This is a genomic window from Variovorax ginsengisoli (genome assembly GCF_030811835.1).
Classification (GTDB): Bacteria; Pseudomonadota; Gammaproteobacteria; order Burkholderiales; family Burkholderiaceae_C; genus Variovorax; species Variovorax ginsengisoli_C.
The window spans coordinates 136,704-150,369 of record NZ_JAUSRO010000012.1; the positions used below are offsets into that span (position 1 = coordinate 136,704).

General features: G+C 65.0%; 12 protein-coding genes. 7 read left to right on the forward strand and 5 right to left on the reverse strand.

Annotation, left to right across the window (positions count from 1 at the left end; genetic code table 11):
• Positions 1 to 67 precede the first annotated feature (67 nt).
• The 4 genes from pnp to J2W36_RS18690 all read right to left on the reverse strand — a co-directional run bounded on the left by pnp (position 68) and on the right by J2W36_RS18690 (position 5,578).
• Positions 68 to 2,398: a polyribonucleotide nucleotidyltransferase gene (gene pnp / locus J2W36_RS18675; protein ID WP_307691258.1), complete on the reverse strand. Its 2,331-nt coding sequence runs from the start codon at positions 2,396 to 2,398 to the stop codon at positions 68 to 70.
• 217 nt (positions 2,399 to 2,615) lie between these two features.
• Complete coding sequence (rpsO, locus tag J2W36_RS18680; protein ID WP_159853502.1) at positions 2,616 to 2,882, reverse strand: 30S ribosomal protein S15; 267 nt, start codon at positions 2,880 to 2,882, stop codon at positions 2,616 to 2,618.
• A gap of 224 nt (positions 2,883 to 3,106) precedes the next feature.
• Positions 3,107 to 4,279, reverse strand: coding sequence for a pyridoxal phosphate-dependent aminotransferase (locus J2W36_RS18685; RefSeq protein ID WP_307691259.1), 1,173 nt, complete (start codon positions 4,277 to 4,279; stop codon positions 3,107 to 3,109).
• 18 nt (positions 4,280 to 4,297) lie between these two features.
• Positions 4,298 to 5,578 carry a branched-chain amino acid ABC transporter substrate-binding protein gene (locus J2W36_RS18690; RefSeq protein WP_307691260.1) on the reverse strand — a complete coding sequence of 427 codons (1,281 nt, stop codon included), beginning with the start codon at positions 5,576 to 5,578 and terminating at the stop codon, positions 4,298 to 4,300.
• A gap of 122 nt (positions 5,579 to 5,700) precedes the next feature.
• On the opposite strand from J2W36_RS18690, the gene J2W36_RS18695 reads away from it, so the two are divergent.
• The 3 genes from J2W36_RS18695 to J2W36_RS18705 all read left to right on the forward strand — a co-directional run bounded on the left by J2W36_RS18695 (position 5,701) and on the right by J2W36_RS18705 (position 7,746).
• A complete protein-coding gene (locus J2W36_RS18695; protein WP_307691261.1) occupies positions 5,701 to 6,075 on the forward strand; it encodes an Hsp20/alpha crystallin family protein in 375 nt (124 codons plus the stop codon).
• A gap of 196 nt (positions 6,076 to 6,271) precedes the next feature.
• Positions 6,272 to 6,976 (forward strand): alpha/beta hydrolase-fold protein, encoded by a 705-nt coding sequence (locus tag J2W36_RS18700; protein WP_307691262.1) that lies wholly within the window; start codon positions 6,272 to 6,274, stop codon positions 6,974 to 6,976.
• A 92-nt stretch (positions 6,977 to 7,068) separates the two neighbouring features.
• Positions 7,069 to 7,746 (forward strand): phospholipase D family nuclease, encoded by a 678-nt coding sequence (locus J2W36_RS18705; protein WP_307691263.1) that lies wholly within the window; start codon positions 7,069 to 7,071, stop codon positions 7,744 to 7,746.
• 33 nt (positions 7,747 to 7,779) lie between these two features.
• Here the strand turns inward: J2W36_RS18705 and tsaD are convergent, their stop codons facing one another.
• Positions 7,780 to 8,832 (reverse strand): tRNA (adenosine(37)-N6)-threonylcarbamoyltransferase complex transferase subunit TsaD, encoded by a 1,053-nt coding sequence (tsaD, locus tag J2W36_RS18710; protein ID WP_307691264.1) that lies wholly within the window; start codon positions 8,830 to 8,832, stop codon positions 7,780 to 7,782.
• Positions 8,833 to 8,918: 86 nt separating this feature from the next.
• On the opposite strand from tsaD, the gene J2W36_RS18715 reads away from it, so the two are divergent.
• From J2W36_RS18715 to J2W36_RS18730, 4 genes are all read left to right on the forward strand, one after another.
• Positions 8,919 to 10,205 (forward strand): nitrate regulatory protein, encoded by a 1,287-nt coding sequence (locus J2W36_RS18715; protein ID WP_307691265.1) that lies wholly within the window; start codon positions 8,919 to 8,921, stop codon positions 10,203 to 10,205.
• Between the two features lie 330 nt (positions 10,206 to 10,535).
• Entirely contained in the window at positions 10,536 to 11,783 is a 1,248-nt protein-coding gene (locus tag J2W36_RS18720) for a CmpA/NrtA family ABC transporter substrate-binding protein (RefSeq protein WP_307691266.1), read from the forward strand.
• Positions 11,784 to 11,795: 12 nt separating this feature from the next.
• Positions 11,796 to 12,698 (forward strand): nitrate ABC transporter permease, encoded by a 903-nt coding sequence (ntrB, locus tag J2W36_RS18725; protein WP_307691267.1) that lies wholly within the window; start codon positions 11,796 to 11,798, stop codon positions 12,696 to 12,698.
• Positions 12,695 to 13,516, forward strand: a complete 822-nt coding sequence (locus tag J2W36_RS18730; RefSeq protein WP_307691268.1) for an ABC transporter ATP-binding protein — start codon at positions 12,695 to 12,697, stop codon at positions 13,514 to 13,516. Before ntrB ends, J2W36_RS18730 begins: the two co-directional genes overlap by 4 nt.
• Positions 13,517 to 13,666: the final 150 nt, after the last annotated feature.

Sequence of the window (13,666 nt, forward strand, 5' to 3'; positions counted from 1 at the left end):
ACAAATGTCCGCCCCGAAGGGCGGACTTGGCTGAGGGATGGCGCAAAGGGCGCAAGCGCCCTTCACTTCAGGACTGCGGGTCGCCGCGACCCGAATCCTGCGACGGCTGCGACTCGACCGGGCGCTGGTCGAACTGCTGCTGCGGCTCGCCACCTCGCTCGTTGCCGCCGTTGTTGTTGTTGTCGAAGCGCGGTGCACGTTCGCTGCGCTGTGGACGGTCGCCGCGGTCCGAACGCTCACGGCGCTCGCCACCACGGTCACCGCGGTCTTCGCGAGGCGCACGTTCCTGGAACTCCATGCCGGCCGGACGCTCGGTCAGGGCCTTCATCGACAGCTTGACGCGACCCTTTTCGTCGGTCTCCAGAACCTTGACCTTGACGATCTGGCCTTCGCTCAGGTAGTCGGTGACCTTTTCGACGCGCTCATGGGCGATCTGGCTGATGTGCAGCAGACCGTCCTTGCCAGGCAGCAGGTTGATCAGTGCGCCGAAGTCGAGGATCTTGGTGACCGGGCCTTCGTAGACCTTGCCGATTTCCACTTCCGCGGTGATCTGCGCGATGCGCTGCTTGGCCGCCTCGGCCTTTTCCGGGTCGGTCGACGCGATGGTGATCGTGCCGTCTTCGTCGATGTTGATCTGGCAGCCGGTCTCTTCGGTCAGCGCACGGATCACGGAACCGCCCTTGCCGATCACGTCTCGGATCTTCTCGGGGTTGATCTTCATCGTGAACAGACGCGGCGCGAAGTTCGACACTTCGGTCTTGGCCTCGCCCATGGCCTCCTGCATCTTGCCCAGGATGTGCATGCGCGCTTCCTTGGCTTGCGCCAGGGCGACCTGCATGATTTCCTTGGTGATGCCCTGGATCTTGATGTCCATCTGCAGGGCGGTGATACCGGCGGTCGTGCCGGCCACCTTGAAGTCCATGTCACCCAGGTGATCTTCGTCGCCAAGGATGTCGGTCAGCACCGCGAAGCGGTTGCCTTCCTTGATCAGACCCATGGCGATGCCCGCCACGTGGGCCTTCATCGGCACGCCGGCGTCCATCATCGACAGGCAACCGCCGCAGACCGAAGCCATCGACGACGAGCCGTTCGATTCGGTGATTTCCGAGACGACGCGCACCGTGTACGGGAATTCCTCCTTCGACGGCAGCACGGCGACGAGCGCGCGCTTGGCCAGGCGGCCGTGGCCGATTTCACGGCGCTTGGTCGAGCCCATGCGGCCGACTTCGCCGGTGGCGAAGGGAGGCATGTTGTAGTGGAACAGGAAGCGGTCTTCGTACTCGCCGGCCAGCGCGTCGATGCGCTGTGCGTCGCGTTCGGTACCAAGCGTGGTGATGACGAGCGCCTGCGTTTCGCCGCGGGTGAACAGCGCCGAACCGTGGGTGCGCGGCAGCACGGAATTGCGGATCTCGATCGGGCGCACGGTGCGCGTGTCGCGGCCGTCGATGCGCGGCTCGCCTTCGAGGATCTGGCTGCGGACGATCTTGGCTTCGATCTCGAACAGCAGGTCGTTGACCTTGCCGGCCTCGAAGGGCTCGCCGCTCGCCTTGAGCGCTTCCATCACGCTGGCATTGGCTTCGCGCAGGGCTTGCGTACGGGCTTGCTTGCTGCGGATCTGGTAGACCGCACGCAACTTTTCTTCAGCCAGGCCCTTGACCTTGGCGATGAAAGCCTCGTCCTTGGCGGCCGGCTGCCAGTCCCACACCGGCTTGCCGGCGTCGCGCACGAGTTCGTGGATCGCGTTGATGGCGACGTTGGCCTGCTCATGACCGAACACCACGCCGCCGAGCATGATTTCTTCGCTCAGTTGCTGGGCTTCGGACTCGACCATCAGCACGGCAGCTTCGGTGCCGGCGACGACCAGGTCCATCTGCGAATCCTTGCGGGCGGTCTGGCCCGGGTTCAGCACGTACTGGCCGTTGATGTAACCCACGCGGGCAGCACCGATCGGGCCACTGAACGGGATGCCAGAGACCGACAGCGCGGCAGACACGCCGATCATGGCGGCGATGTCGGCATCGACTTCAGGGTTGAGCGACAGCGTGTGGATGACCACGTGCACTTCGTTCAGGAAGCCTTCGGGGAACAGCGGGCGGATCGGGCGATCGATCAGGCGGCTGGTCAGGGTTTCGTGTTCGCTGGGCTTGGCTTCGCGCTTGAAGAAGCTACCGGGGATCTTGCCCGCAGCGTAGGTCTTCTCGATGTAGTCGACGGTCAGCGGGAAGAAGTCCTGGCCGGGCTTGGCCGACTTGGATGCCACCACGGTGGCGAGCACCACGGTGCCCTCGATGTCCACGATCACGGCGCCGCCGGACTGGCGCGCGATTTCACCGGTTTCCAGGACGACGGTCTTGTCGCCCCACTGGAACGACTTGGTGACTTTGTTGAAGAGGCTCATGTTTTAGCTCCTGATGTAAGAGCGGGCAGCGCCAGACTGGCGGCACCCGCGGGTGTCGGAGCACGTTTCAGAACACGATGCCATTCCAGCGAAGCTCAACCCGAACTCCGATGGAATGACACAGCTTCGCTCCGTGCGGCACTCCGAAAACTTGTTCGCGAAGTAAAAAACGCCTGAGCTAGCGGACTAACCCAGGCGTTTTTATCTGCGATTCAATTTACTTGCGCAGACCCAGCTTGGCGATCAGCGCGGTGTAACGGTCGGCATCCTTGGCCTTGAGGTAGTCCAGGAGCTTGCGACGACGGCTCACCATGCGCAGCAGGCCGCGACGACCATGATGGTCCTTGGCGTGCGTCTTGAAGTGAGGCGTGAGTTCGTTGATGCGGGCGGTCAGCAGTGCGACTTGCACTTCGGGACTGCCCGTGTCGTTGGCTGCGCGTGCGTTGTCCTTGACGACTTCGGCCTTGATGGAGGCTGCGATCATGATGATTTCCTTCGTTCCAAATAGTTTGACTTGCGGTGTGCGCTGGAACTGCATGCACCGTGCGCCTTTCGGCATGAACCGCGGATTATAGCTCGCCCCCAGGCTGCGCGCACTTCGTGTAGCGTCGCCTACCCCCTGCCGGGGGCAACACCGGCGGTCCGGCGGGGCCGGTTCCGCGGCGTTCCACGCAGGGCCGCCGGCTTCGCGGCGGCATGCGGCTCGCCTTATGGCTTCGCTTGGGGGTTGGCGGCGAGCCAGATTTTCAGGCGACTGACACCTTCGACGAGGCGCTGGGGATCCTTGGAGGCAAAGCACCAGCGCAACCAACCCTGGGCTTCGGGCGCGAAGGCTTCGCCGGGGGCCAGACCCAGGCCGGCCTCGACGACCAGACGCTTGGCAGTGGCCAGGGAATCGGTGTGGCCGTCGATCTGGAAGAACGCGTACATGCCGCCCTGAGCGGGAGCGACCTTGACGCCAGGCACCTGCGCCAGCAGCGGGAGCAGCGTGTCGCGGCAGGCCTTGAGGTGAGCGACCACGCGAGGCGTGATGTCCTCGGTGTGCTCGAGTGCAGCAATGGCTGCGCGCTGCGTGAAGACGCTCGCGCAGGAGGTGTTGAACTCGATGAGCTTGCCCATGCCGTCCATCAGCGCGGGCGGCAACACCAGCCAGCCCAGCCGCCAGCCCGTCATCAGGAAGCTCTTGGAGAAGCTGTGGGCGACGACCAGGCGGTCGTCGGCGCTGGCCACGTCGAGAAAGCTCGGCGCGCACCGGTTGGCCGTGGGTTCGTAATACAGCCGCTCGTACACCTCATCGGCCAGGATCCAGGTGCCGGTGTCGCGGCAATGGTCAAGGATCTGCTGCTGCTCGTCGCGCGTGAGCGTCCAGCCGGTGGGGTTGTTGGGCGCATTGACGATGAGCAGCCGGGTGCCGGTGGTCACGGCGGCGCGCAGCGCGGCCATGTCCAGCGTCCATTCGCCCTCGACCGGCTGCAGCGCCACGGTGCGCACCCGCGCGCCCATGATCGCGGGTTGCGCCGTCAGGTTGGGCCAGACCGGGGTGATGGCCACGACGTCGTCTCCCGCCTCCACCAGGGCCTGCACCGCCAGCATCAGTGCATTGACGCCGCCCGAGGTGATGGCGATGCGCGACGCGTCGACCGCCGGATGCAGGCGGCTGGTGTAGCGCGCCACCGCCTCCCGCAGCGCGGGCAGGCCCAGGTTGTGGGCATAGAAGGTTTCCCCCCGCTGCAGCGAATCGATGGCCGCCTGGCGGATGACTTCGGGCGTGACTTCGTCACTTTCGCCGAACCAGAAGGCGAGCACGTCGGCACGGCCCAGGCCGGCATTGGCGACTTCGCGGATCTTGGAGGCTTCGAGGTTGTGAATGGCTTGACGCATAGGTGGATTCTCGCGCGATCAGGGGCGCTGCATCTTGCAGGTCGTCGGCATTTCCGCGCGTTCGGCTGCGATGGTTCTGAGCACACGAAAGCCGTAGCCCGAGCCTTCGACGTCGAACTGCACGCCCGGCGTGCCTTGACGGTCCATCACGCCCACGACCAGTTGCTGCTGGAACTGATGGTCGGCTGCCCGCATGCGTCCACGCTGGCCCGCAAGGCTGACGTCAGCGTGCTCCATCGCACGCGCCACCGCCACGGCGTCCACGCTGCGCGCGCGCTCGATCGACTGCGCCAGCGCCTCGATCAGCAGTTGCATCCGCATGTGCACGTAGTCGTCGGCAGGCTTGGGAAAGCGCGTGCGGAAGTCCTTGTAGAACGCTGCCGACTGGGGCGTTTGCACGTTCGGCAGCCAGTCGGCCACGGCGATCACGCGGCCGATGCCCGCCTCGCCAATGGCCGCAGGCGCTCCCAGCGCATTCCCGTAGAAGGTGTAGAAAGTGCCGTTGAAGCCCGCCTCGCGCGCCGCCTTCACGAGCAACGTGAGGTCGTTGCCCCAGTTGCCCGTGATCACCGCCTGCGCGCCACTGGCCATGAGCTTGCTGGCATAGGGCGAGAAGTCCTTCACGCGCCCCATGGGATGCAGTTCGTCGCCCACGATCTTCACGTCGGGGCGCAGTGCCGCGAGCTGGCGGCGCGACTCGCGCAGCACCGACTGGCCGAAGCTGTAATCCTGCCCGATGAGGTAGACGCGCTGCAGCGCGGCGTCGTTGCGCACCACATCCATCAGTGCCGTCACGCGCATGTCGGCATGTGCATCGAACCGGAAGTGCCAGAAGCTGCAACGCTCGTTGGTCAATGCCGGGTCCACGGCCGCGTAGTTCAGGAAGAGCACGCGTCGCGCCGGATCGCGCTCGTTGTTCTTGTCGATGGCATCGAGCAGCGCCGCCGCCGTGGCAGAGGAATTTCCTTGCAGCACGATGCGCGCGCCGTCGTCCATGGCCGCGCGCAATGCCGACAGCGCTTCTTCGTTCTGGCCCTTGCTGTCGTAACGGTCGAGCTGGAGCATCCGGGCACCGCCGGGCAGCTTGACGCCGCCGCGCGCATTGACCCGCTCCACGGCCCAGAGCAGGTTCCGGAACACGGCCTCGCCCGTGTTGGCAAAAGGACCGCTCATGCTCTCGATCAGCGCCAGCCGCACCGGGGCCGCGGACTGTGCCAACACCGGCGGAAGCGCCAGCGTCGCTAGCGCCGAAGCGCCGATTTTCAAGGCCTTGCGGCGCCAAATAAAGCTCTGCGTCATTGTCTTGAAACGCGTGTCGCCATGCCTAGATGGGGTGGCAAGCGGCACTCATGTTGAAAGGCCGCGCAGTGTAAGGGACACACCTTTCTTGTCCCCATTGTGTTCAATCCCGGAGTTTCCTCATGTTCTTCGCACCCACCGTCCGCACCGCCCGCTTTGCGCCTCGCGCCCACGACCGCGGCTTCGAGCGCTTCGTCAACGATGCATTGCTCGCCAGCACCCAGCGCCCCGTCCACGTCGCACAGGACGAGGCAGCGTGGACGCTGTCGCTCGACGTGCCCGGCCTGTCGCGTGACGATCTGTCCATTGGCATCGAAGGCGCTGTCGTGCGCATCGAAAGCAAGCCAGAGGCCAAGCGCCAGGTGAAGGCCGCCTATGAACTGCCGCAACCGATCGATGCGAGCGCCAGCGAGGCCAAGCTCGAGCATGGTGTTCTGACCATGAAGCTCGCCAAGCTCGCACCGGTCAGCAACGTCTCGCCGTTGACGATCAACTGACGAATCCAGGAGCCCAGTCTCCTGAAAAAGAGCCTGCGGCATATGCCTCAGGCTCTTTTTTTATTCAAAACCGGAGTAAATCCCACGGACACACGTCAAAAAGCATTATTTTCAGAAGTTGCCAGTTTCTGTTCTGTCAGTCCGCGGATTCGCTGGGCCCCCTCGTGCAGCGGGTTTCGGACATCTGGGGAATCCGATGGATACGCATCTTCAAATGGCCTGCGCGACCCAACGCGCGGACACCCTCCTGGTCTTTCTTCCCGGCGCTTTTCTGAAGCCTGAAGAGTTCGAGCGCGAAGGCTTCGTGCGCGCCGTGCGCGAGCGCGAACTAGCCGCCGACGTGATGCTGGTCGACGCGAATGTGTCGTACTACTACGACCAGACCTTCATCGAGCGACTGCATACCGACGTGCTGGCACCGGCGCAACGCGGCGGTTACCGGTCGATCTGGCTGGTCGGCATCTCGATCGGCGGCTTCGGCGCCCTCACCCATGAGCTCAAGCGCCCAGGACTCGTCGCCGGCATCGTCGCGCTCGCGCCCTACCTGGGCCGCCGGCCGGTGGGCGCCGAGATCACCAAGGCCGGTGGCCTGCGCACATGGAAGGCACCCGAAGGACCGCCGCCCGACGACGAGGTCGACCGCAAGCTGTGGCCTTGGCTGCAGCAGTATGCGGACGCGCCGCGATCCGCAGCGCTGCCGCCGCTGTATCTGGGCTATGGCCTGAGCGACCGTTTTGCATCGAATCACCGGCTGCTGGCAGAGGCCCTGCCTGAAGAACGCGTGTTCACCACCGAAGGCGGCCACGACTGGCCGCAGTGGTCCAAACTATGGCGCCGCATGCTCGACGTGCTGCCGCTGCCTTTGCTGGCAGGCCAGCATGCGCTGCCGGTCGCAGCCTGACACGCGGCGTGCTCCCGCAGCCCGGTCGTTTGCCCGACGACAATCGGCGGCGGCGGCCTGGCCCGCACACTTAAAAAATCAGGAGGACCCGTTTGATTTCAGCCGCACTGCGCTCTGCGAAGCAGGACCCTGCTTCTTCCGCTCGCCCCCACCTCGCGTTCGACTGCCGCGCCCGGGTCCTGTGGCTCGCCGGGCTCTCCCTTGGCCTGGGAACCCACGTGGGCCAGGCGGCCGCAGGCCAGGCCGTTGCGCTGCCACCGGCCAGCGCGCGCGCCACGGCGGAGGTCTTTTTCTCGCCCGATGGGCGCGCCGATCAGGCGATCGCCGATGTCATCGGTGCGGCGCGACAGCGCGTCTGGGTCGCCGGCTATTACTTCACCTCGACGGTGATCGCCAAGGCCATTGACCAGGCCCACCGGCGCAAGATCGACGTGCGGGTGGTGCTCGATCGCTCCCAGGCCACGCTCAAGTATTCCAGCGCCACCTACTTCCACAACCAGAAAATCCCGCTGTGGATCAACGCCCGATATCCACTGATGCATCACAAGTTCGTGGTGGTCGATGCCGACACGGTCGGCTTGGGCTCGATGAACTTCACGCGGGCTGGCGCGCAGCAGAACGCGGACAACTTCAACCTCTTTCGGCGCTGGCCAGCCATGGCCGACACCTATGCGCGCGAGTTCCAGCGACTGCAGCAGGAGTCGCTCCCCTACCGCCCCGGCATGCAATTCGAGCGCGACGGAACGCCGCTGGCGGAGCCGGCGAACTGAAGGCGCGCGTCAACGCCCGCGCGTCTACGACGTTCAGGCCGCCACGGCGCCCAGCGTGTCGAGCATGTCCAGTGGCCAGCGTGGCTTGACGTCGAAGGCGTAGACCTCGGTCGGCTGCTGCATGCCCGCCTGAAGGCGCATCGCCGCCGCCATGGCGATCATGGCGCCGTTGTCGGTACACAGGTGCAGCTCCGGGTAATGCACGCGCACCTTGCGCCGAGCACACGCCGCGTTCAACTGCGTACGCAGCACACGATTGGCACCCACGCCGCCGGCCACCACCAGGCGTTGGAGCCCGGTCCGCTCGAGCGCCGCAAGGCTCTTCTTGAGCAGCACTTCGATGATCGCCGCCTGGGTTGACGCTGCCAGGTCGGCCTTGCGCGCCTGCAGGTCGTCGCCCAGCTTGCGGGCCTGGGTGAGCACCGCGGTCTTGAGACCGGCGAATGAAAAGTCCAGGTCACCGCTGTGCAGCAGCGGACGTGGCAGCTTGAAGGCCGTCGGGTCGCCCTGCTCGGCCAACTGGGCCAGCCAAGGGCCGCCAGGGTACGGCAGGCCCATGAGCTTGGCGGACTTGTCGAAGGCTTCACCGGCCGCGTCGTCGATGGTCTCTCCGAGGATCTCGTAGCGCCCCACGCCATCGACGCGCATGAGCTGCGTATGGCCGCCCGACACCAGCAACGCGACAAAAGGGAATTCGGGTGCGTCGGCGCTGAGAAAAGGCGACAGCAGGTGGCCTTCAAGATGGTGCACGCCGAGCACCGGCTTGCCCAGCGCCGCGCCGAGCGCACAGGCCACACCGGCCCCCACCAGCAGAGCGCCGGCCAGGCCGGGACCGCGCGTATACGCCACGACGTCGACGTCGGCCAGCCGCTTGCCGGCTTCGTCGAACACGGCCTGGGCCAAAGGCAGCACGCGCCGGATGTGGTCGCGGCTGGCAAGTTCAGGCACGACGCCGCCGTACGCCTGGTGCATGGCGATCTGGCTGTGCAGTGCATGCGCGGCCAGGCGCGGCAGTCCGGTGGCGGCGGTTTCCACCAGCGCAACGCCGGTTTCGTCGCAAGATGATTCGATTCCCAGTACGAGCATGCGCCGAGTGTAGGATGCGCCCGCGCCCGGGGCATGGATGTTGCTGCATGACCTTCGGGAACGCCCCTTGAATGGACCCACGACAGATGAAATCCGGATTGAGCTTTCTGATTGCAGCGCTTCGTTGCGAAATCAACGAGCTCGAGCAGTTGGCGCGCACCAGTGAACTGGTCGGCACGATCGGCCGGCTGGTGCATGCGCTGCAGCGCGAGCGGGGCCTGACCAATGTGCTCTTGGCGTCGGGCGGCACCCGCTTTGCCGCAGAACGACAGGCCCAGATCGCCGTCTGCCTCGAACTTGAAGAGGCCGTGCGCCAGGGCTTCGATCAACTGGAGGCCGACGCCAGCCGCGTGGGAAACGGCACCCGGCTCTTCAGCCGCATCGCCTGGGTGCTGCCCGGGCTGGACGCTCTGCCCGACCTGCGCCAGCGCATCGGCGCCCTCGGCGTGCCACCGGCCGATGCCACCAACGCGTTCGTCAAGCTCGTGGCCGGTCTGCTGGCGGTGGTGTTCGAGGCAGCCGATGGCGCCACGGATCCGGAAATCTCACGCCTGCTGGTCGCCATGTTCAATTTCATGCAGGGCAAGGAATTCGCCGGCCAGGAACGCGCCTGCGGTGCGGCCGCCTTCACGTCAGGCCGCAACGACAGCGCGCGCCAGCAGCAATGGCTGCACCTGATCGAATCGCAGGAGCGTTGCTTTCAGGTTTTCGTGGATTTCTCGAGCGCCGAGCTCGGTGCGCGATGGCTCGCCAGCCAGCCCGCGGCACGTCTGGCAGAGCTCGAACGCCTGCGCCGGATCGCCTGCGCCGCGCCGGCAGGCGTAGCCCTCGACCCGGAACTCAGCCGAACCTGGTTCGACTGCTGCACGCACCGGATCGACAGCATGAAGACCGTGGAGGAAAGCCTGGCGGCCGAGCTGCGCGAGCGCTGCGACACCAAGACCGCACACGCGCGTGCCGAGTTGCAAGGCCATGAAGACCTGTTGGCGCAACTGCAACAGGAAGGAGGCAGCGAATCCACAGCCTTCTTCGATGTCATCCCGCCTGACAGCGCCACAACCTCGCCAACGGCGCTCGGCACCGGCTCGCCTTACGGAAGGCAGCTCGAGCGTTCGATCCTCGAAATGGTGCAGGAACAATCGCAGCGCCTGCAGGCCATGAGCGACGAGCTCGACACCGTGCGCGCCACGCTCAACGAGCGCAAACTGGTCGAGCGCGCCAAGGGGCTTCTGATGGCGCACCGCCGCCTGAGCGAGGAAGAAGCGCACAAGATGCTGCGCCAGACGGCCATGAGCCAGAACCGCCGTGTGGTCGATGTGGCCGAATCGGTGCTCTCGATGGCCGAATACCTCCCCATCGGCAAGCAGAACTGAGCGCACGATGAGCGGCAATGGTGCGGCGCACAACAACCGTGCCCGCCTTCGGGCCGCGCCCAATTCCCTCCTTTCAGCTTGCCGCTCAAGGCGCCATTGCTCCTCTTTCAATAGCAAATCACGGCACATCGACATTGGCATGCAGTTTGCTTGAGAGGAAGCCATAGACCGAAGAGGTCTTCAGGCAGGCGGCATCCAACGACGGGTGCCACCGGCCGTACCGGACAAAGGCGTCCGCACCCGCAAGGTGCTCGTGATCGAGCACAACCCTTGCGGGGTGCGGACGCCTTTTTTGTTTTTGCTTCGCCTCTTTCTTCTGGAGTTCGCCCCATGTCCGATCTGTTGTTGAAAACCAAGCTCAGTCGCCGCCGCGTGCTGCAGGTCACTGCCGCCAGCGCGGTGGGCATCGACCCGGCGCTGCGTGCGTTGGCCTACGCGCAGGGCTCCGACAAGCCGGAAAAGGAAGAGGTCAAGATCGGCTTCATTCCGCTGACCGACTGCGCCAGCGTGGTGATGGCTTCCGTGCTGGGTATCGACAAGAAATACGGCGTGAAGATCGTGCCGAGCAAGGAGGCCAGCTGGGCCGGCGTGCGCGACAAGCTGGTCAACGGCGACCTCGACTTCGCCCACGTGCTTTACGGCCTGGTCTACGGTGTGCATCTGGGCGTGGGTGGCCCGAAGAAGGACATGGCCGTGCTCATGAACCTGAACAACAACGGGCAGGCCATCACGCTGAGCAAGAAGCTGGCTGAAAAAGGCGCGGTCGACGGCCCGTCGCTCGCCAAAACCATCGCCGCCGACAAGCGCGAATACACCTTCGCCCAGACCTTTCCGACCGGCACCCATGCCATGTGGCTCAACTACTGGCTGGCGGCCAACGGCATCAGCCCGGTCAAGGACGTGAAGTCGATCGTGGTACCGCCACCGCAGATGGTGGCGAACATGCGCATCGGCAACATGGACGGCTTCTGCGTGGGCGAACCCTGGAACCAGCGCGCGATCATGGACGGCATCGGCATCACCGCCACCACCACGCAGGACATCTGGAAGGACCATCCGGAAAAGGTGCTGGGCACCACGGCCGAATTCACCAAGAAGTACCCGAACACGGCGCGTGCCGTGACCGCAGCGATCCTGGAAGCCGGCCGCTGGATCGACACCGGCCTGCAGAACAAGAACAAGATGGCCGAGACGATCGCGGAGAAGAGCTACGTCAACACCAGTGTGGACGCGATCAACCAGCGCATCCTGGGCCGCTACACCAACGGCCTGGGCAAGAACTGGGACGACCCGAACTTCATGAAGTTCTACAACGACGGTGCCACCAACTTTCCGTACCTGTCGGATGGCATGTGGTTCCTGACCCAGCACAAGCGCTGGGGCATCCTGAAGGAGCATCCGGACTACCTGAAGGTGGCCACCGAGATCAACCAGATCGACCTCTACAAGCAGGCTGCCGCGGCCAGCAAGACGCCCGTACCCAAGGACACGATGCGCACCAGCAAGCTGATGGACGGCGTCGTGTGGGACGGCAAGAACCCGAAGGCCTACGCCGACGGCTTCAAGATCAAGGCATAAGGAGCGGTCAACATGGTCAGCGCTGTTTTCCATTCGCCGCTGGAGGCCGTTGATACGGCTTCGGCACCCAAGTCGGCCGCTGCGCCCGCCTCGGTGCACAAGGCGCCTGAACCTGCGCCACGCAGGCCGATCAACCTTGCACGCTTCTGGATGCGCGTGCTGCCACCGCTGGCAGGCTTCGGCCTGCTGGTGCTGGTATGGGAACTGATCGCCATGCGCAGCGGCGGCGGCTTCCCGGCGCCCTACGAGACCTGGCTGCAGGCCGTCAAGGTGTTCAGCGATCCGTTCTACAGCAACGGCCCGAACGACCAGGGCGTTGGCTGGAACGTGCTGTCGTCGCTGCAGCGCGTGGCCCTGGGCTTCGGCCTGGCGGCGCTGGTGGGCATTCCGGCGGGCTTTGCCATCGGGCGCTTCGAGTTCCTGGCACGCATGTTCAATCCATTGATCAGCCTGCTGCGTCCGGTGTCACCGCTGGCCTGGCTGCCGATCGGGCTGCTGGTGTTCAAGGGCGCCAACCCGGCGGCCATCTGGACCATCTTCATCTGCTCGATCTGGCCGATGATCATCAACACGGCCGTCGGCGTGCAACGCGTGCCGAGCGACTACATGAACGTGGCCAGGGTGCTGAACCTCAGCGAGTGGAAGATCCTCACCAAGATCCTGTTCCCGGCCGTGTTGCCCTACATGCTGACCGGCGTGCGGCTGGCCGTGGGCACCGCATGGCTGGTGATCGTCGCGGCCGAAATGCTGACCGGCGGCGTGGGCATCGGCTTCTGGGTGTGGGACGAGTGGAACAACCTCAACGTCGCCAACATCATCATCGCGATCTTCGTCATCGGCATCGTCGGGCTGATCCTCGAGTTCGCGCTCATCAAGATCGCCACGGCCTTCACGTTCGAAGAGGTGAAATCATGAACGCAACGCTCGACCTCCAGAACCGCAAATTCATCGACATCCAGAACGTCGAACAGACCTTCAAGACGGCCAAAGGCCCATTCCAGGCACTGCGCGACATCAACCTGACAGTCGCCAAGGGCGAATTCGTCGCGCTCATCGGCCACTCGGGCTGCGGCAAGTCGACGCTGCTGAGCCTGATTGCGGGCCTGACCATGCCCACGCAAGGCACGCTGCTGTGCGCGAACAAGGAAATCGGCGGGCCCGGGCCGGAACGCGCCGTGGTGTTCCAGAACCATTCGCTGCTGCCCTGGCTGACCTGCTACGAAAACGTGTACCTGGGCGTGGAACGCGTGTTCGGTCCGACCGAGAACAAGGCGCAGCTCAAGGCGCGCACCGAGGCGGCACTCGCGCTGGTCGGCCTGACGCCCGCCACGCACAAGCGCCCGGGTGAAATCTCCGGCGGCATGAAGCAGCGCGTGGGCATCGCCCGGGCGCTGGCCATGGAACCCAAGGTGCTGCTCATGGACGAGCCCTTCGGCGCGCTCGACGCCCTGACCCGCGCGCGCCTGCAGGACGAACTGCTCGCCATCGTGCAAAAGACGCAGAGCACGGTCGTCATGGTGACGCACGATGTGGACGAGGCCGTGCTGCTGTCCGACAAGATCGTGATGATGACCAACGGACCGTCGGCGACCATCGGCGAGGTGCTCAGCGTCGAACTCGCACGCCCGCGCAACCGCGTCGAACTGGCTGAAGACCCGGCCTACGTGCATTACCGCAAGGCGGTCATCGACTTCCTCTACACGCGGCAGGGGCACGTCGAAAAAGCGGCCTGAGCCAGTCATCACAGCGCTCATGCGCCCACGCGCCTCGGCGCGTTTTTCTCTCGGTGCGGCAAGCCCCGGCCACTACATCAACGTCGTGAAACCAAACAATGCAATAAGGGTTTTCATCTAGATCGCAGAGAATCCTTTCCTTCTGGACGG